This window comes from Microcoleus sp. PH2017_05_CCC_O_A (genome assembly GCF_020738785.1).
GTDB lineage: Bacteria > Cyanobacteriota > Cyanobacteriia > Cyanobacteriales > Microcoleaceae > Microcoleus.
The window spans coordinates 1-20,219 of sequence record NZ_JAEQCB010000009.1; the positions used below are offsets into that span (position 1 = coordinate 1).

Here is a 20,219-nt window from a genome sequence, read left to right on the forward strand (position 1 = left end):
GGGAATTGGGAATTGGGAATTGGGAATTGGGAATTGGGAATTGGGAATTGGGAATTGGGAATTGGGAATTGGGAATTGGGAATTGGGAATTGGGAATGTGAGCATCTCAGTTTTGCATTTATGTATAGTGCGAGCGTCCCCGCTCGCGTATTGTACAATACGCGAGCGGGGACGCTCGCACTAATAACAAATAACAATAACAAATAACAAATAACCAATAACCAACAGCAAATAACAAATAACAAATAACCAATAACCAATAACCAACAGCAAATAACCAATAACCAATAACCAACAACCAACAACCAACAGCAAATAACCAATAACCAACAGCAAATAACAAATAACCAATAACTAATAACCAATAACTAATAACTAATAACTAATAACCAATAACTAATAACAAAGCGATCGCCCTTTTTTTCAAAAGAGCGATCGCTTTGTTTATTTATTCAGTACCTGCTGCCAACAGCGGGCCACTAACATCACATCTCAAGGCTTTTTAGCCTTGCTCTACCTCATTCTAGAAATCTTGCGGTAACAAAGAACTTAAACGCTCCAATAAAGGATCGGACTCCCGACGAGGAGGAACCTCAGCATCAGAAACTGTATCATTCGCTACAGACTCAGACTCGATCGGATCAGGCTCTACTACTTTTGAAACTTGGGCAAAAGAAACTTGAGCAAACTTACTGTCAACACTCCCCTGCAACTGATCCAACTGCGCGCCCAATTGACTCAGGTGATGTTCCAGTCCTTCCAAACGGCTTAATTCCTCAGCAGAAACATTGCGCTCAAACTCAGCAAATCTGACCGCAAGTTCAGCAATACGCTGTTCCAACCGCTCAGAGCTATCTGTAGAGCTAGCAGACTCAGATACAGACAAAAACTGCCACAAAGCTTGCTTGCAGAGATTGCTGAAAGTCTGATACTTCGTAAAAGCCAACTCTTTTTCAATAGCCGCCAGCAAAGTTTGATCGGCAGCATCTTCCGTAAACGCCACCGAGAAATTCGCCTTATTTTTTGCCCACAGTGCCATAGGGTTCAAGCCTTAATGCGTTACTTTATCGTGGCTAGCTGAGCCTCAGCATAAATAAACTGTCCCAAAGCATTAGCTTTCCGAGAAGGCTGAGCCAAGTGAGCCTTAAGATTGGCGTCTTTCAGCAAAGGTTGGAGTACCTCCCAGAAAAATTCGCCGCCACCGCCAGTCAGAACTACGTCCGTCACCCGTTCCGGCAACCACTGTACCAAACGTTCGGACAGTTCGTTAGCGAAAGCCTCCCGCAAATCCTTAATAATCGGATCTAAATTAGTCGGCTTAGTCGCTCCTCTAGGACGGTAGAAACGCTGCCCTTCGGGTTTGTTCACCCCTTCCAATAAAGACAGGGATTGAGGGTCTGCCCCCGGAATTTTTGAGGCAACTTGTTCGTAGAATTTGTTCATGGCGAAGGAATCGCTCTTAGAAGCCGCTCGGGCGAACCGGAAACGATCGACCATTAACAAATCGGTAGTTTGGTGTCCGATATCGACCACAGCCACCGACAGTTCCGGCAACTCCGGCGTAAACTCCTTGTTGTCTTGAGCTTCGCACCAAATCAGGCTGCCGAATCCTTCCGGCATCACCCAAACGTGGCGAATATCAATTTCCAAACGCTCGCCGCGGTATACCACAACGTGGGGAGAGCGCAGTTGGCTGATAATCTCTTCCTTTTCTTTCTCAAACTGATCCTGCGAATAAAAAGGCAAACCCAGCACTACTGCCATTTCGCCCTTCATCTGGAAATATCCAGCACAGGAAAAAACCTTAACCAAAGCATCTACTACTTTCGACTGGTCAGCCCCACCGAGATTAGCGCCAAAGTCAGCGGCCAGTTGGCCGATGGCGTACCCCTTGCCCTGGTGCTCCAGCCACATATCCAACAGAGGGTCTGTTGCTTTTGACTCAAAGCTGCCGCCCCGCACCTTTTCCACGGGCATAGTAGCCACGTTGGCAGGGATGAAAACAACACCATTTGGGTTGCGACTCACGCAAGCTTTAGTTGCTGTACGACCCAAATCAGCACTAATAATCGATTTGTGAGAAGCGATCTTAGTCTGCTGCGTCAGCATAGCCGAATTAGGAACAAGCTGTCTAGTTGTCATTGAAATGTGTTACCTCACTGAGCCTCACCATTATCATGCCTTATCCCTGGACACTGCCGCGCTTAAAGACAGTGGGTTTTGAGGCGATTCTTCTAACTCTACCTAGATCGGTATTGAAATCAGCACCAAACATTATATTCGGGACGATCGCCCTTACCGTAACTAAGCTAACTTTTTCTCGATCGCGACGATCGCCGGCATCTTGCCCGATCGTGCATTGTTAAGTTAAATTTAGTAAAGATTCTGAGTGTAAACTTTTGTCACACTAATCCGAGACCGCCAGCTTACCCGATCTATCCCCAATTCAAGGCACCCGCATTTATGAAAATTTCTTGGCAAACTATACTACTTTGGACTTTACCCGCCCTAGTCATCGGCTTTTTCCTGTGGCAGGGAGCCTTCGCCGCGTCCCCGGCAGAAATGAGCAAGAACACCGCCAGCACCCGCCTGAGCTACGGTAGATTCTTAGATTACTTAAACGCCGATCGAGTCACCAGTGTTGATTTATACGACGGAGGCCGCACTGCGATCATCCTAGCCGTCGATCCCGAACTGGACAATCACGAGCAGCGGTGGCGGGTAGACTTGCCGTCAAATGCTCCTGAACTCGTTTCTAGACTCAGAGATTCCAAAATTAGCTTCGACACTCACCCCCTCCGCAACGACGGCGCCATCTGGGGAGTGTTAGGCAATCTAGTATTTCCTCTCTTATTAGTAGGAGGGCTGTTCTTCCTGTTCCGCCGCGGCGGCAACGTGCCGGGGGGCCCAGGCCAAGCCATGAATTTTGGCAAATCCAAAGCACGCTTTCAAATGGAAGCTAAAACAGGCGTACTGTTCGACGACGTAGCAGGCGTAGAAGAAGCCAAAGAAGAACTTGCCGAAGTCGTGACTTTCCTCAAAAAACCCGAACGCTTCACCGCAGTCGGCGCCAAGATTCCGAAAGGCGTGCTGCTAGTAGGCCCTCCCGGAACCGGCAAAACCATGCTGGCAAAAGCGATCGCAGGTGAAGCCGCCGTCCCTTTCTTCAGCATCTCCGGTTCAGAATTTGTCGAAATGTTTGTCGGTGTTGGCGCATCCCGCGTCCGCGACTTGTTCAAGAAAGCTAAAGAAAATGCTCCTTGTATAATTTTTATCGATGAAATCGATGCAGTGGGCCGCCAGCGCGGCGCCGGTATCGGTGGCGGTAACGATGAACGGGAACAAACCCTGAACCAGTTGCTGACCGAAATGGACGGTTTTGAGGGCAATACTGGCATCATCATCATTGCTGCTACGAACCGCCCTGACGTGCTCGACTCGGCGTTGCTACGTCCGGGACGTTTTGACCGCCAAGTTAGCGTTGATACACCGGATATCAAGGGCAGGTTGGAAATTCTTGAAGTTCACGCGCGCAACAAGAAGCTGTCTGAGGAGATTTCTTTGGATGCGATCGCCCGCCGCACTCCCGGTTTTACCGGTGCTGATTTGGCTAACTTGCTCAACGAAGCTGCCATTTTGACAGCAAGACGGCGCAAAGATGCGATTACGATGCTGGAAATTGACGATGCAGTCGATCGCGTCGTCGCAGGTATGGAAGGTACACCGCTGGTAGACAGCAAGAGCAAACGCTTGATTGCTTACCACGAAATCGGCCACGCGATCGTCGGCACAGTCATTCAAGCCCACGATCCCGTCCAAAAAGTTACCTTAGTTCCTCGCGGACAAGCCCGCGGCTTAACTTGGTTTATGCCCAGCGAAGACCAAGGTTTGATTTCAAGATCGCAAATCCTAGCCCGGATTAGCGGTGCTTTGGGTGGACGCGCCGCCGAAGAAGTAGTTTTCGGCGATGCTGAAGTTACCACCGGTGCCGGCAACGACTTGCAGCAAGTCAGCGGCATGGCCCGCCAAATGGTTACTCGCTACGGGATGTCTACCTTGGGCCCGATCGCCCTGGAAGCTCAACAAAGCGAGATTTTCCTCGGCCGCGACTACACGGCGCGATCGGAATATTCCGAAGAAATTGCCTCTCGCATTGATGGACAAGTTCGATCGATTGTCGATCGCTGTTATGACGAAGCGCGCCAAATTATTCGCGACAATCGTACCGTAGTCGATCGTTTAGTCGATTTGTTAATCGAAAAAGAAACCATCGACGGCGAAGAGTTGCGCCTAATCGTCTCTGAATACACTTTTGTTCCTGAAAAAGAACAATACGTTCCTCAGCTTTAAAAAGCTAATCTTCACGGAAAATATTCAGGGCGAATAGAATTCGCTGAGTTTACGATCGCACAAACAAAGTCCGCCTCCGCGGACTGAAGAAATTCAACCCGCGCAGGCGGGTTTTGTTTGTGTAGCAGCGGTTTCAACCGCCGAGTTTGTTTGTAAAATAGCAACAGTAGATTAACGTAAATTAACCCAGATGAACAATAAATTTGTCACCCATAAAATCAATAATTTGTCAAGCTTGTTTCTAGCTACTTTAATTTTTATTCCCCTCAATACTTTGAGCGCCCGCGCCGAAAAATTAAGATGTTTTGTAGATATTTGCATTGACCCCAGCAGCGTAAAATTAAGTAAATCCAATTTTCCCGGTGCACCCTCTTATCCTGTCAGAACTCTTTTAGGAACTCAGCAGTTTAGTAACGAGAAAATGCGGGTGCAGATGGAAGTTAACTGCAAGCAGCGAGAGTTTAGAACTGTCAGAGTTAGCCAAGATGGCGAAAATTGGTCAAATTTCGATCCGAGGTGGACTTTAGTCGATCGCAACTCATCTTTGTCTCGGATGGTTGACTATACTTGTCAGTTGACAGTTGACAGTTGACAGTTGACAGTTGACCGGGGATAGCGACCTCTACCTGGAAGGAAGAAGATTAGAGTAATGAATAGTAATTATTGTAGGGTGCGTCAGGGGGCTGAATATGTTTTGTACCTACTCAAAAATTCTCCCCCCTGACGCACCCTACGGCTAGTTAACCGCGCACCCTATACTTGTGTAGGCTGCAATCTAAAATCTAAAATCTAAAATCTAAAATCGGATGACCAACCCCATCGAATACCGGCAAAGACGCGAACAGTTAATGGCAAAAATTGGCAGCGGGACAGCAATATTTCGCAGCGCGCCCGCAGCCGTCATGCACAACGATGTTGAATACGCCTACCGACAAGATAGCGATTTTTTCTATTTAACTGGTTTCAACGAAGCTGCGGCGGTAGCAGTGCTCGCACCACACCACGAAGAACACAAATTTGTTTTGTTTGTGCAGCCAAAAGACTTGGAAAAAGAAACTTGGCACGGTTATCGCGCTGGAATTGAAGGCGCCAAAGCCTTGTACGGCGCCGATGAAGCGTTTCCGATCGCCGAACTTGCCGAAAAATTGCCAAAATATTTAGAAAAAGCCGATCGCATATATTATCACTTCGGGCGCGATCGCAATTTCGACCAAACAGTCCTCAACCACTGGCAAAGCTTGATGCGAACTTACCCCAAACGCGGTACAGGCCCCACTGCGATCGAAGATTCCAACATCATATTACACCCGATGCGGCTGGTAAAAAGCCAAACAGAATTAGCATTAATGCGAAAAGCAGCTAATATCTCAGTTACCGCCCACAACCGCGCCCGAGAATTTGCCAAACCAGGCAGATACGAATACGAAATTCAAGCAGAAATAGAACATATTTTCGGCATGAACGGCGGCACCCCCGCCTACCCTTCAATTGTTGCATCCGGTTACAATTCCTGCGTCCTCCACTACATCGAAAACAACCGCCAAATGCAGGAAAATGATTTGCTGCTAATAGATGCCGGTTGTGCTTGCGGCTACTACAATGCCGACATTACTCGCACCTTTCCCGTCAGCGGCAAATTCACCGCCGAACAACAGATAATTTACGACTTAGTTTTGCAAGCACAAACCCAGGCAATTAGTCAAGTATATCCGGGAAATCCTTACAGCAAAATTCACGAAACCGCAGTGCGCGTTTTGGTGGAAGGTTTAATGGATTTAAAACTTTTGGTGGGCGACATTGAAGAGATAATTAAAGAGGAGAAATACAAGCCATTTTATATGCACCGCACTGGTCACTGGCTGGGATTGGACGTGCACGATGTCGGTGTTTATCAGTACGGCGAAAATCCGCAACTTTTGCAAGCAGGACAAGTTCTGACGGTGGAACCGGGGATTTATATTTCTCCTTATATTAAACCCGTTGAAGGACAGCCGGAGGTTCCTGAAAAATGGCGCGGTATAGGTGTGAGAATTGAAGATGATGTTTTGGTGACAATTGACAGTCATGAAGTTTTGACCGCCGGAGTTCCGAAATGAAAGCCGCTATGTTTCAACAGTTGACAGTTGACAGTTGACAGTTGACAGTTGACAGTTGACCGCTTGAGGGCGACCTCTACCTGGAAGTCCGAGGATGGGAGTAATGAATCGTCTTCTTTTAATTTCTACGCCAAACCCAGAGGCTTTCAACCAATTCTTTCTGGTAACAAAGCAGAAGGTAATAAATCTTTTGTCTGGCTGCGGTCAATTTCACATTTCAATTTCACAAAGCGAAGAAGGCAGAAAATGGGAATAATCTCAATCAGCAGGCATTTTCTGGGCAAAACTTAATATATTTGTAAATTTTGTGTGAAATGGTGCTAGTTTGCAGTCAAGACTGGAGCCTTCTAATGTTAGGCTAGACACAACTATAGTCCGCAACTGCAAATTAATAACTTACTATGTGTAGTGAGCCCACAGAGATCGATCGCGCCCTCACCACCTGCGAAGCGCTAGTCGCAGAGCAAAAAGAAAAAATTCGGCAACTCGAAGAGAATTTGCAGGAAGAAATAGAATTGCGGCGCAAATTAGAAGCACAACTGAAAAGAGATATCATTGAGCTAACTCAAACAGAAGCTTCTTTCCGACAAAATCAAGAATTTATGCAAAGGGTGGCTGATACTACCCCCGGTGTTTTATACATTTACGACCTCATAGAAAACCGCAATCTCTATGGAAATCGCTACATCGCCGAGTTTTATGGTTGCACGGCGGCACAAGTTCAGGAAATGGGAAACGATGCCCTTTCTTTGCTAGTTTATGCTGAAGATATAGAGAAACTTAGCGTTCATGTCGAAACAGAAATAGCCGTAGCTAAAGATGGAGAAATCCTGGAAACAGAGTACCGAATTCAGCACCCTAGCGGCGAATTGCGGTGGTTTCACGATCGGCACGCAATTTTTTCTCGCACTCCTGACGGCAGGCCAAAACAAATAGTCGGAGTTGCCCAAGATATCACCGAGCGAATTGAGGCAGATGCCGCTCTCCGAGAAAATCAAAAGTTTATTCACAGTATAACCGAAGCACTTCCAGGCCTTGCGTACATTTACGATATTACTGAAAATCGAAATATTTATACCAACAACCAAGTTAACCAAATTCTCGGCTATTCCTCCGAACAAGTTCAACAGTTAGGAGACGCACTTTTTCCCACAATTATGCACCCCGATGATTTGCTAAAAATCCCGGAAATCCAAGCAAAAATATCAACACTCAAGGAGGGCGAAATATTTGAGTGCGAGTACAGGCTGAGAAATGCTCGGGGTGAATGGCGCTGGTTTATGGGCAGAGATATTGTTTTCTTGAGAAACTCTGACGGTTCGCCGAAACAAACTCTCGGTATTGTTATAGATATTACTGAACACAAGCGAGTTGCCCTAGAGCGAATTGAGTTAATCGCATCTCTTGAAAAAAGCCAGGAAATGTACCGAACTCTGATCAAGCATTATCCGAATGGATCGGTATTTTTGTTCGATTCTGATTTGCGCTATATTTTGGTTGACGGTCAAGGTTTGGCGGTAGTTGGTTTGTCCAAAGAACTGGTGGAAGGCAAAACCTTGTCGGAAATATCGCCGCCAGAAGATTTGGAATTTTTTGAGACCAAATATCGCGCAGCTTTAGCAGGAGAAGAGAATAATTTTGAATATAAATATCGCGATCGATTTTATTCAACAACAGTTTCTCCAGTCAAAAACGACCAGGCAGAAATTTTTGCAGGCATGGTAGTTACTCAAGATATTACAGAAAAAAAACAGTCAGAATTCGTGCTGCAACGCCTTAAAAATGAGCTAGAAATAAAATATCACAAGCGTACTGAAGATTTAAGAATAGCTAACCAACACTTGCGGGAAGAAATTATCGATCGCTGGCGTACCGAAGAATTTTTGCGGGAAAGTCAGGAACAGCTAGAATTGTTTTTTTCTCAATCTTTAGATGGTTTTTTCTTTATGATGCTGGACGAACCAGTGTACTGGGACGATACCTCTGACAAAGAAAAAGTTTTGGATTACGTATTTTCTAACGGGCGGGTAACGAAGGCAAATGATGCTTTGATCGCTCAATACGGAGCTACTAGGGAAGAGTTTATTGGCGTGACGCTTAACTCTTTCTTGTTCCACAACTTGGCTGGTGACAGAGAAATTATTAGGCAATTTTTTGATGCTGGCAGAATTCACATCGAAAATGACAATCGCAAGTTTGATGGTGAGCTAATTTGGGTGGAAGGCGATTATATTTGCATTAACGATTCCCAGGGCAGAATTGCCGGGTATTTTGGGGTGCAGCGCGATATTAGCGATCGCAAAAAAGCAGAAGCTGCCCTTAGAGATAGCGAAGAACGTTTTCGCGCAACCGTCGAACAAGCAGCAGTCGGCATTACTCATTGCGATAAAAATGGTCGCTATTTGCGAGTCAACCAAAAGTTCTGTAATATTTTGGGATATACTGCGGAAGAGTTGCTGTGCGGAACTTGGATGGATGTCAGTTACTGTGAAGATCTAGAGCCGGACAGGGAAAAAAATAACAGATTGTTTGACCGGGAAATTGACTGTTTCAACATGGAAAAACGCTTGGTTTGCCAAGATGGTTCTTTAATTTGGGTAAATATCACTGTTTCCCTCGTCCAAGAACCGTTGAGCGGAGCAATTTACAATGTAGCAGTCATAGAAGATATTAGCGATCGCAAAAAAGCTGAAGCAGCACTGAAGGAAAGCGAAGAAAGGTTTCGACAGCTAGCAGAAAATATTGAAAGCGTGTTTTGGATGGTAGGCGTTCACCCCCAAGAATTTATTTATGTCAGTCCGGGTTACGAAAAAATTTGGGGGAGAAGCAGTGCTGATTTGTATGCTTGCGGGCGCTTTTTTGCAGAGTCACTCCATCCAGAAGATCGCGCTCGGGTGATTGCTACATTCACTAAACAAGTTCTAGCTGAAGACGAGATTGAGTATCGCATTGTCAGGCCGGACGGCGAAATTCGCTGGATTCGCGATCGGGCTTTTCCGATTAGAAATCAAGGTGGTGAAATTTACCGCGTTGTTGGGATTGCAGAAGATATCAGCCAAGCAAAACAGGCAGAAAAAGCGATCCGTGAAAGTGAAGAACGCTTCCGCCAGCTTGCAGAAAATATCCAAGATTCCTTCTGGCTAGTTTCTGCTGATTTTACCGATTTATTATATCTGAGCCCAGCTTACGAACAAATCTGGGGGCGCAGTCGCGAAGAATTGTATGCCGAGCCGATAAAATGGATGGAGTGGGTGCATCCAGAGGATATACATTTGCTGCAAGAGGGACTTCCGCAAGTGTTGCAGGGCGAGTTCACCAGTATCGAATATCGGATTGTACTGCCTGACGGCACAATTCGCTGGGTGTGCGATCGAGCTTTTCCCATTTATGACGAAGCGGGCAAAATTTATCGGCTGGCGGGTATTTGCGAAGATATTAGCGATCGCAAATTGACCGAGGCCCGCATCCAAGCGGCACTCCGCGAAAAAGAAGTATTGCTCAAAGAAATTCACCACCGAGTCAAAAATAATATGCAGGTAGTTTCCAGCCTGCTGCAACTTCAAGCTCAATACATTGAAGACGAACCGACGCTTGCTTTATTTGAAGAAAGCCAAACCCGCATCCATTCAATGGCTCTGATTCACGAGCAACTTTATCAATCGGAAAATATCGATCGAATCCACCTCCCCCCTTACGTTGAAAACTTGATTGCTAATTTGTATCAATCTTTTGGTTGTGGTAACACTTCTATCAAATTCAATCTCAATGTTGATTCCATATATTTAAATATAGAAACGGCAATTCCTTGCGGTTTAATCATTAATGAACTGGTTTCAAACTCCTTAAAGTATGCTTTTGGTCAAAGTTTATCGGGAGAAATTAGTATTAATTTTAATGAAAGTAATTTCCCAGAATTTCATTTAAGTATTCAAGACGACGGCAGCGGATTTCCGGCGGACTTTGATGTGGAAAGTAGCGAAACATTAGGATTGCGATTAGTGCGGATGTTAACTCAGCAATTAGAAGGAAATCTGGTTATTGACACTGAGTGCGGAACTTGTTACCATATTACTTTCCTTGAGTTAAATTATCGGCGTCGCATTTAAGAAAAAAATATGAATCCTATAAAAATATTGGTAGTAGAAGATGAAATAATTGTAGCTCAGGACATAGCAGGCAGATTAAAAAAGCTGGGTTATGCAGTAACAGCTATTGTTGCTTCAGGAGAAGAAGCTCTAGAAAAAGTAGACGAAAGTCCGCCAGATTTAGTGCTGATGGATATCGTGCTTAAAGGTGAGATGGACGGCGTGACAGCCGCAGAAAAAATTAGAAATAAGATAGATATACCGACAGTATTTTTAACAGCTTATGCCGACGATAAAACGATGCAAAGAGCGAAAATTACAGATCCATTCGGCTACATTATCAAACCATTTCAACAAAATGATTTGCGGGTGGCGATCGAGATTGCGCTCCACAGGCACGAAATCGAAACCAAAATGCGAGCAGCTCTCAAAGCTTCGGAAGCAGCCAGAGAGTCGGTGGAAGAAAAAGCGCACCGCCAAAACCAGTATATATCAATGGCTGCCCACGAATTGCGGAACCCGCTGAACACGATTTTAATCTCTGCCGAGCTCCTAGAACTCGATCGCACTCGCAGCAGTGACGAATCTCAAGTCAAAACCCTGCGCCTAGTGCACTCAGCTACCCAAAAGATGAACCAGCTAATCGAGGATATGCTGTTCATGGGCCGAGCAGAAGCAGGGAGACTCAAATGCAATCCATTACCGATAAATTTACTCGAATTTTGTCAAGATTTGCTGGATCAATTGCAGTTAGGACATGAAGCCAAACACAAACTAAGATTCAGCCCGTCTGCCGTTACCAGCGCGATGTTAGATCAACAATTGCTGCACGGCATTATTTCTAACTTAATCGTCAACGCCATAAAATATTCTCCCGACGGCGGGCAAATAACCTTAGAATTGGAATGCCGTCAACCAGGCGAGGGAGACAAAGAAGCTATTTTCTGCTTGTCTACTCAGTCTTTGTTTGCCAATTCCCCATTTAAAAATATTAACTCTCCTTTACTAATTATTCGCATCCGAGACGAAGGTATGGGCATCCCAGAAACCGAAGTAGGGAAAATATTTGAAATGTTTTACCGTTGCAAGAATAGTGGAAAGATTAAAGGTAACGGTTTGGGATTGACGATTGTTAAAAAAGCTGTGGATTTGCAAGGAGGTGCGATCGCCTGCGAAAGCAAACTCGGGGTTGGTACTACCTTTACAGTCGCGCTTCCTTACGTAGCCCTTTCCTCTAAGGCTGAATTGTCAAAGACTTAAATGCCAGGTAACGGAGGACACGGCAATGCCGTTTCCCTACCCCAAAATAATCATGAACCCTTGATGAGAGATGTAACCATCGCAAGCATTTATTGTAGGGACACGGCAGTGCCGTGTCAGACGTGGTTCAACTGTGCTCACCCACCGCTGTGGGTAATATCAATTCCGATGCCACTAATCAAAATGTTGCAAAATCCACTCAACCCCCGCAGCTAAATTTGCAGCAATAAAATCAGGTTTAGTATGGTGCTGATACTCGCCACTCAACACGCTTTCCCCGTAACCAGTCTGCACCAAAATACCAGTACAACCGGCATTGTGAGCCATATCGACATCCGTCGCTTTATCCCCCACCATAAAACTATTCGCCAAATCCAAATCGTGTTCCCAAGCCGCCGCTACCAACATCCCCGTATTCGGTTTTCGCCAAGTCGTGTACCGGGTAAATTCTGGATTTGTTCCGCCTTCTGCTGCACTCAAGTAAGGACAATAATAAAGAGCATCTAACCTCGCTCCGGCTTCATTTTCTAGTAACAAACACAGGCGTTTGTGCAAATTTTCTACGTGGGCCACAGGATAATAACCCCTCGCCGGCCCCGATTGATTGGAAACCAAACAGCAAAATATTTGTCTGTCATTTAAACGGCGTACAGCTTCAGCTATGCCGGGGATTAAATGCAAATCTTCTAGTTTGTGAATGTAGCCAGCTTCGATATTGAGAACGCCATCGCGGTCGAGAAATACTGCTCGTTTCATAGAATTGCGATCGGATTGTAGATACTGTCTGGAACTGTCAAGGAGTAGCGCTCAAATAATTCGGGATCGAAGGCTTTTTGGATTTATAAAACCCCAAAGCCGTGCGACTCCAATTATACTCTAGCTACCCTAAAAAATCAAGACAGTATCTACAGATATTAGACAAGATTACAAAAGTCCTTTTAATCAAATTTTGGGACGGGCTAGAAGCCCATCCCACAAGAAAAAAGATTTTTTTGGGAGGTTGCTCAGAGCAGCGTCCTAACTATTTTTGCAAGAAGTCTATTGCAATTAATTTATCCGCCCCGTCACTACTTTTTGTACCAAGCTTGGCGCCACTGTTTCATTTGCTCAATCTCTTGCTTTTGCGAAGTCAGAATCTCTTGAGATAATTTCTTCATTTCCGGCCGTTTCGACTTCTGCAACGCATCTTCAGCCATCACTAAAGCTCCTTCGTGGTGGGGAATCATCGCATTCAGAAATCGGAGGTCAAATTCAGCATCAGCCGCTCCTAAATCCATGCTCATCATCATGGCTTGCATTTGTTCGGGAGTCATTGGCATCATGTGATTCATTTGAGCGTGATAAGCCATTGGCGTACTGTCGGCTTTGGCATACCAAGTTTTTCGCCACTCTTTCATTTGATTGATTTCGCGGTTTTGAGCGGCAATAATGTTATTAGCTAGTTTTTTCATTTCCGGGCGCTTTGACTTGTTGAGCACCTCTTTCGCCATGTTTACAGCACCTTGATGGTGTACTGTCATGCCATCAATAAATCGCAAATCGTAGTCGGCATCAGCCGGGCCTAAATCCATTGACATATTGTGATTCATGCCATGATTCATACCACCCATGCCGCCACTTTGTGCCGCGTCTTGCTTGTTGTTCGCTTGGGTTGTTGCGGTAACATTTGGGGCTTGAGTTGGGCTGGTAGGAGATTTTGAACAAGCTGCTAGAATTCCGCTGGTTGCGGTGGCTGTGGCGGTCAAGATTAGCGCTGCCAAGCCTGTTTTTAATGAAATTGGTTTCATAGATTTTATATCCTTAAAACTCCCAGGTTTATTCAGTTTCTCACATATAAATGAAATTGGCATGAAATTCTTGAGTCAAAGTTGTCAGTTGACAGTTGACAGTTGACAGTTGACAGCGACCTTTACCTAGAAGGAAGAGGATTGGAGTAATGAATAGTCTGATTTTAATTTCTCCCAAAAAAGCTTGGGGCTTTCAACCGATTCTTTCTGGTAAATAAATCTTGCCGTGCCAGTTAGATAAAGGATGAGTTTCAGTAAAACTTAATAATTAATTTGGAATTTCCCCTTGACTCTCCTGCTAACTGGAGACTTTACAATGGAGTTAATTCATCTATGAAGCTTCGGGTGCATTTCACTTTTGAAGAGGGCGAAGCATGACCGCATACAAGTTATTAGTTATAATCTTATTTTCACTGCGGTCATGCTTCGCCCCTACAAACATATTTGCCTTGCACAGGTCGCTGCACCCGAAGCAAAGTAGTTTCTGCTGAGGTTCCACAATTATGACTTTAGAGCTAAAAATTCCCAAAATGGCTTGTTCGGCTTGTGTGAATACAATCACAAAAGCAGTCCAAGCTATTGACTCAGGCGCTGCTGTTGAGGCAGATATCAAGACAAAATTGGTCGCGATTCAAACGGCTAAGCCGGAAAGTGAAGTTAGAAAAGCGATCGCATCTGCTGGCTATCCAGCCAGTTGATTTTAGATTTTAGATTTTAGATTTATATCATGTCCGCAGAGAACGACCATGATAAGATTTGTTTGTAGTGAGGACTTCAGTCCTCTGAATTATGAGGACTGAAGTCCTCACTACAAACCGTTTTTATTATGGTAATTTACAGGACATAATATTACTCTACAGATGAATCTGGGAGATTGAATAAGAGTCTCATTTTTTTGATTCTCTACTACAGCCCTGCGGCCGCTTGTATCCGTTTTTTGGGGTGCATCTGGTTTTTGAAGAGGGCGAAGCATGACCGCATATAAATTATCAGTTATCATCCCATATTTTCTGCGGTCATGCTTCGCCCCTACGGATGTATTCGCCAAACCCAGATGCACCCGTTTTTTGGGATTATTTGAACCCAGAAGCTCATTTTCTAATTTAGGAGGGCATTTATGGACAATCTCACACTTAAATTGCGGGGCATGAGTTGTGCTGCTTGTGCTTCCTCTATCGAACAAGCAATTAAATCTGTCCCCGGCGTAATTGAGTGCAGCGTCAATTTTGGCATGGAACAAGCAACCATCCAATATGACTCGAAGCAAACCAACTTAACAATCATTCAAGAAGCTGTTGATGCAGCGGGATACGAAGCTTTGCCCCTGCAAGAAATGGCAGAGGATGATGCAGAAAAAGCCGATCGCAAATCCGCATCTCAAAACTTGCAGCGAAAACTCTGGATCGCAGGCAGCATCAGCATTATACTGGTTTTGGGCGGCATTCCAACCATGACAGGCTGGCACCTGCCATTCATTCCCGCATGGCTGCACAATTTTTGGTTGCAATTAGTGCTGACATCACCAGTACAGTTTTGGTGCGGTAAATCGTTTTATGTGGGGGCTTGGAAATCGTTAAAACGGCGCGTCGCCACAATGGATACCCTGATTGCTTTGGGGACAAGTGCTGCTTACTTTTATTCGGTATTTGTGACATTTTTGCCCGGTTTATTTACCTCGCAAGGTTTGAATCCTAGCGTTTACTACGAAGTTGCCACCAGCGTGATAGCGTTAATTTTGTTGGGAAAAAACCTCGAAAATAGAGCGAAGGGAGAGACTTCGGAAGCAATTCGCAAACTCATGGGTTTGCAAGCAAAAACTGCTCGGATCGTTCGCAACGGAGAAGAGTTAGAAGTACCCATCGCCCAAGTGGCAATTGGTGACATTGTGCAGGTGCGTCCGGGCGAGCAAATCCCCGTTGACGGAGAAGTGATTGAAGGTGCTTCGACGGTAGATGAAGCAATGGTTACGGGGGAAAGTTTGGCTGTCAAAAAGCAACTTGGCGATGAAGTTATTGGAGCGACAATTAACAAAACAGGCAGCTTTCGGTTTCGCGCTACCAGAGTTGGCAAAGATACATTTTTAGCTCAAATTGTCAAGATGGTGCAGGATGCCCAAGCTTCAAAAGCACCGATTCAAAAGTTAGCAGACCAAGTGACGGGCTGGTTTGTTCCTGTAGTAATTGCCATCGCTTTAGCTACTTTTATTATTTGGTTTAACGCGATGGGTAACTTCACTTTGGCGACGGTGACAATGGTGGAAGTGCTGATTATTGCCTGTCCCTGTGCTTTGGGTTTGGCGACTCCGACTGCTGTGATGGTTGGCACGGGTAAAGGTGCAGAAAATGGAATCTTAATTAAAGGAGCCGATAGTTTAGAATTGGCTCACAAAATTCAAATTATCGTGTTAGATAAAACTGGAACGCTTACGGAAGGTAAGCCGACTGTTACTGATTTTGTGACAATTAAAGGAACGGCCCAGAGCAATGAGTTAAAGTTGCTGCAATTGGCGGCGTCTGTAGAGCGAAATTCGGAGCATCCTGTAGGGGAAGCTGTGGTTAGATACGCTCAATCTCAAGAGGTGAAGTTGACAGATATTCAGGATTTTGAGGCTGTGGTGGGGAGCGGCGTGCGAGGGGTTTCGGGGGGAAAGTCGATCGCCCTGGGAAGCCTCAGGTGGATGCAGGAACTAGGCTGCGATACTGAATATCTGGAGCTGCGCGCGCGAGCTTTTGAAGCTGCGAGCAAAACGGTGGTTTGGATGGCTGTAGAGGGCAAAATTGAGGCAATTCTGGCCATTGCGGATGCTCTGAAACCTTCGTCGGCGCGATCGGTGAAAGCGCTGCAAAAACTCGGTTTGGAGGTGGCCATGCTGACTGGGGATAACCGCGCGACTGCGGAGTCGATCGCCCAATCGGTAGGAATTACTCGGATTTTTGCCGAAGTTAGACCCGACCAAAAAGCAGCTCAAATCCAAGCGCTGCAAGGAGAAGGCAAAATTGTAGCGATGGTGGGAGACGGGATTAACGATGCTCCTGCTTTGGCCGCTTCGGATGTGGGAATTGCGATCGGTACCGGCACAGATGTGGCGATCGCAGCCAGCGACATTACCTTAATTTCCGGCGATTTGCAAGGCATAGTTACAGCAATTCAACTTTCCCGCGCCACGATGCGGAACATCCGCGAAAATCTGTTTTTTGCCTTTATTTACAACATCGCGGGTATCCCGATCGCCGCTGGCATTTTGTACCCGATTTTTGGCTGGTTGCTCAATCCGATTATCGCTGGTGCAGCAATGGCTTTTAGTTCGCTTTCGGTAGTGACTAATGCTTTGCGGTTGCGGAATTTTAAAGTGAAAGTTATTGCATAATTTAAGAGGGATTTGAGAAATGTTTAGCCAGCGTCAAGTTTTAGGAAGTCTCGCAGGTTTAGGAATTATGCTCGGACTTGCATCGGGAGTTCGAGCCAATCAAATATCAACTCATCCTGCAAATTCAACTGCTCAATTTCGGCAAATAGAACAACCGATAAGTTTAAAAATTGGCATAACAGCAGGCGGATTGAGCTTAATTGGTTTAGAATTATGGTGGTTTTTGTTCAGTAAAAATCAAGCTTAGAAGGAAGAAGGAAGAAGGAAGAAGGAAGAAGGAAGAAGGAAGAAGGAAGAAGAGATACACAGCAAGCTTTTTAGCGAGCCGTATTTTACGTTTTATTAGGTGGATTTACCTAAAACAAAGTAAATTTGGCCGTTGCGGTTTTTTCCACCAAGAACTCGGTAAAATTAAGAAAGCTTAAAAAATTTGGAGTGAGCTAAATGCAACTACTACACACGATGCTCCGAGTCGGAAACCTGGAAGAGTCCCTCAAATTTTACACCGAGGTTCTGGGGATGAGATTGCTGCGACAAAAGGACTATCCAGACGGTAAATTTACTCTGGCTTTTGTGGGCTACGGCGACGAATCCGACACTACAGTTTTGGAATTAACTTACAACTGGGGCGTCGCCGAGTACAATTTGGGTGATGCTTACGGTCATATTGCGATCGGCGTTGACGACATTTACGGTACTTGCGAAGCAATTAAAGCCCGCGGCGGCAAAGTTATTCGCGAACCCGGCCCGATGAAGCACGGTTCAACAGTCATCGCTTTTGTCCAAGATCCAGATGGATATAAAGTTGAATTAATTCAACTGAAAAATCAAGGTAGCAGCAGTCAGAAAGTAAGTGCGGCGACTGCATCTTAGTCTTCGCTAGGACAGGCTAGAAGCCCATCCCACAATTGTGTTTCTTGTGGGATGGGCTTCTAGCCTGTCCCAAAATTTGATTAAAAGAACTTTGGCAATTCAAGTCTGCTTTCAAAGGTAGGCTGGCACCTACCAAGGTATGTAGTTGCGCTTCAGCGCTCTTTATAATATTAGGGAAGAGCGCTGAAGCGCAACTACGTACCTAATTTGAGCGCTGAAGCGCAACTACGTACCTAATTTGAGCGCTGAAGCGCAACTACGTACCTTTGGAGCGCTGAAGCGCAACTACGTACCTAATTTGTCTGACGACAATAAAACCGCCCTGCTACTGACAGAATGCGAAGGGGTTTTCCACACTTTTAATTCGATCGCACTGACGGTACAAATTGCTGCAAGTAACTCTTTTGCCACAAAATAGAAAAACTGTTCCCTATTTGGCTTAAACTGTCAAATTTAGGAATTAATTTAGATTCTCGGCGCTTGTCTAAGGCAGCGAGCGTCGCAAAGAATATAGCTAATACTAACAAAAATACCACCATCACAATAAAAAACATAGTCCAATAGACTAGAAATTCACTTTGGTAGTAGTTGACGGTCAATATCGAGTTAATCACTGCATCGGATAAATACAAAACTAGCCCTATTGAAAACCACACTCCTAACAATAGCCACGTCCACTTAAACATCTGTGTTGCAGTCTTGTTATTTTTGGACGCCGAAAGTTCTAAATCTCTAATTTTGCTGTTAATTTTTGATGTGACTTCATACAAAGTAGACTGCAAAGAATCTCTGATTAAATTCAAATCGTTGTCGAGGTTTATGCACTGCTCGGACGTGCTTTTGTCAACACTCACGTTTTGGAGTTTCCTGCGGTGTTCAGCCAGTTTATTACCAAGGGTCTGATCCCATTCTTGCAGCCGCTCTACTGTCAAATACAAAAGTTCCCTATTCGCATCTAACAAGCTCTGACAATCTAGGATCGACTTAACTAACTTGCTCAAATTGTGAATATGCTCGTCTACAGCATTTTGGTATTCCCTCTGTTTATCTGACAAGAAATTTGCCATTGCGATATCATCGTCGCACAGCGACACAGCCTCAGAATACACGCCGTCAATTTCCTTTTTATCTAGATACAGTGACGCTTTGCACTCCTCAATTTCGGGAATGGTCAGAGATTCTAAAGACTGATGTTCTACATGAAATTTATATAGGAGCGCTGTCATAATTTGCGCCGATTTTCGGTCTAGCCGATCTTGGTAAGGTTCTAACATAATTGCCGCTCGATTTTTGATCGCCGCCTCCGGGTGGTGCAGAAACTCAAAAACTTTGGCAACTATTTGGGAGAATTCCCACTCCTTAAAATTATTTTTCGCCACATCCAAAAAGTTGGTGATGGCTGCATCCTTTTCGGCATGAAATTTGTACCCATCATCCGTAACTGCGATCGCAGGAAATACGCGATCGACCCAAAACAGATATTCCTCGCAATCCATTAACACACCTAGCAGCAGCCAGCTAGGGCCGTAGACCCAAAAATCGAGACAATTCTCATATTCCTTACCGCTGTCCATTCTGCTGTTGTCGTTCAAAGCAAATTTATTGCTGGCTAACAGTTTAATTTGCTCTTCTACAACCCGCTGCTCAATTTCTGCTGCATTAATTGTGACATGGCCAGCAGATTCCTTGCCTTGTGCTTGCCATTCATCCAACAAAATTGACTGAATGCTAACAGCAGCACACCACCGAATTAAAGGAGTCGCTCCCCCTAGCGCTTCCTGTTCCAACACCGCTAGCTTATTTTCGCTAAAATCACTTGATACAGGTTCCTCACTTGATATAATACCCTCTCGCACCTTGCCCAATGCTTGAATTGCCAAAGCCCGAAACAGCAAATTTGGATGCGGTTTTCTAGCGGATTCTGGTATATCTTGCCCTAATATTCCGCTTTTGGGTACGTCCAGAACTTCAGCAAAAGGAGCGATTCCGCATTGTTGCAAGATGCCTTCAACGGTGTTTATTCTTTCCCAAGGTTGAGTATATTTGGTGAGACTGAAGATGAGCGCTGTGTCGCTGCACTCCATTGACTCAGGGATGCTAGTGCGATCGAGTTTCCAGAGATTGCTTGTCATAATTTGTCGCCATGACAATTGCTAGATCTTAACGTCGTTGTCCGATGCTGAATGCAACTCTACATCTACTGCTGCTTTTTGTCAATATTAGTCCCGAACGCAGTTGACACATAGGTAAGCTGGGTATCAAATTTCACGAGTATATTTCTGGTTGGTTGCTTTCATGCGATCGAGTTCAGTGAAGGCTGATACCCCCTATCCCTGAATAAGGGGAATAAAAGAGTTCTTCAAGTCTCCTAACTATCAGGGCGATGCGAGGATCTCCGAAG

15 protein-coding genes are annotated in these 20,219 nt (G+C 45.1%); 10 read left to right on the forward strand and 5 right to left on the reverse strand.

The genetic code is table 11. The features are described 5' to 3' along the window. Window positions 1–523: 523 nt before the first annotated feature. Both JGK20_RS03160 and JGK20_RS03165 read right to left on the reverse strand, forming a co-directional pair. Window positions 524–1,039 carry a hypothetical protein gene (locus tag JGK20_RS03160; RefSeq protein WP_293177507.1) on the reverse strand — a complete coding sequence of 172 codons (516 nt, stop codon included), beginning with the start codon at window positions 1,037–1,039 and terminating at the stop codon, window positions 524–526. 20 nt (window positions 1,040–1,059) lie between these two features. Then, window positions 1,060–2,142 carry a ParM/StbA family protein gene (locus JGK20_RS03165; protein WP_293155295.1) on the reverse strand — a complete coding sequence of 361 codons (1,083 nt, stop codon included), beginning with the start codon at window positions 2,140–2,142 and terminating at the stop codon, window positions 1,060–1,062. Window positions 2,143–2,463: 321 nt separating this feature from the next. Between JGK20_RS03165 and ftsH2 the strand changes: the two genes are divergently transcribed. The 6 genes from ftsH2 (at window position 2,464) to JGK20_RS03195 (ending at window position 11,791) form a co-directional block, all read left to right on the forward strand. Next, a complete protein-coding gene (gene ftsH2 / locus JGK20_RS03170; RefSeq protein WP_293177509.1) occupies window positions 2,464–4,350 on the forward strand; it encodes an ATP-dependent zinc metalloprotease FtsH2 in 1,887 nt (628 codons plus the stop codon). A gap of 190 nt (window positions 4,351–4,540) precedes the next feature. Further along, window positions 4,541–4,942, forward strand: a complete 402-nt coding sequence (locus tag JGK20_RS03175) for a hypothetical protein (RefSeq protein WP_293219134.1) — start codon at window positions 4,541–4,543, stop codon at window positions 4,940–4,942. Window positions 4,943–5,156: 214 nt separating this feature from the next. Further along, a complete protein-coding gene (locus JGK20_RS03180; RefSeq protein WP_293177513.1) occupies window positions 5,157–6,446 on the forward strand; it encodes an aminopeptidase P N-terminal domain-containing protein in 1,290 nt (429 codons plus the stop codon). A gap of 103 nt (window positions 6,447–6,549) precedes the next feature. Next, entirely contained in the window at window positions 6,550–6,702 is a 153-nt protein-coding gene (locus JGK20_RS03185; protein WP_293177515.1) for a hypothetical protein, read from the forward strand. Window positions 6,703–6,847: 145 nt separating this feature from the next. Then, window positions 6,848–10,552, forward strand: a complete 3,705-nt coding sequence (locus tag JGK20_RS03190) for a PAS domain S-box protein (RefSeq protein ID WP_293197715.1) — start codon at window positions 6,848–6,850, stop codon at window positions 10,550–10,552. A gap of 9 nt (window positions 10,553–10,561) precedes the next feature. Continuing rightward, the gene (locus JGK20_RS03195) at window positions 10,562–11,791 is read left to right on the forward strand and encodes an ATP-binding protein (protein ID WP_293229335.1); all 1,230 of its coding nucleotides are present in this window, start codon (window positions 10,562–10,564) and stop codon (window positions 11,789–11,791) included. A gap of 174 nt (window positions 11,792–11,965) precedes the next feature. Here JGK20_RS03195 and JGK20_RS03200 read toward each other — a convergent pair whose 3' ends face one another. Both JGK20_RS03200 and JGK20_RS03205 read right to left on the reverse strand, forming a co-directional pair. Next, on the reverse strand, window positions 11,966–12,547 hold the full coding sequence (locus tag JGK20_RS03200; protein WP_293177521.1) for an HAD family hydrolase: 582 nt from the start codon (window positions 12,545–12,547) through the stop codon (window positions 11,966–11,968). Window positions 12,548–12,858: 311 nt separating this feature from the next. Beyond that, window positions 12,859–13,578, reverse strand: coding sequence for a DUF305 domain-containing protein (locus tag JGK20_RS03205; RefSeq protein WP_293177523.1), 720 nt, complete (start codon window positions 13,576–13,578; stop codon window positions 12,859–12,861). Between the two features lie 503 nt (window positions 13,579–14,081). Between JGK20_RS03205 and JGK20_RS03210 the strand changes: the two genes are divergently transcribed. The 4 genes from JGK20_RS03210 (at window position 14,082) to gloA (ending at window position 17,818) form a co-directional block, all read left to right on the forward strand. Continuing rightward, the gene (locus JGK20_RS03210; RefSeq protein ID WP_293177525.1) at window positions 14,082–14,276 is read left to right on the forward strand and encodes a heavy-metal-associated domain-containing protein; all 195 of its coding nucleotides are present in this window, start codon (window positions 14,082–14,084) and stop codon (window positions 14,274–14,276) included. 419 nt (window positions 14,277–14,695) lie between these two features. After that, on the forward strand, window positions 14,696–16,945 hold the full coding sequence (locus tag JGK20_RS03215) for a heavy metal translocating P-type ATPase (RefSeq protein ID WP_293225122.1): 2,250 nt from the start codon (window positions 14,696–14,698) through the stop codon (window positions 16,943–16,945). A 19-nt stretch (window positions 16,946–16,964) separates the two neighbouring features. After that, window positions 16,965–17,192: a hypothetical protein gene (locus JGK20_RS03220; RefSeq protein WP_293177530.1), complete on the forward strand. Its 228-nt coding sequence runs from the start codon at window positions 16,965–16,967 to the stop codon at window positions 17,190–17,192. 197 nt (window positions 17,193–17,389) lie between these two features. Next, the gene (gloA, locus tag JGK20_RS03225; RefSeq protein ID WP_293177534.1) at window positions 17,390–17,818 is read left to right on the forward strand and encodes a lactoylglutathione lyase; all 429 of its coding nucleotides are present in this window, start codon (window positions 17,390–17,392) and stop codon (window positions 17,816–17,818) included. A gap of 359 nt (window positions 17,819–18,177) precedes the next feature. Here the strand turns inward: gloA and JGK20_RS03230 are convergent, their stop codons facing one another. Next, on the reverse strand, window positions 18,178–19,950 hold the full coding sequence (locus tag JGK20_RS03230; RefSeq protein ID WP_293177537.1) for a hypothetical protein: 1,773 nt from the start codon (window positions 19,948–19,950) through the stop codon (window positions 18,178–18,180). Window positions 19,951–20,219 lie beyond the last annotated feature (269 nt).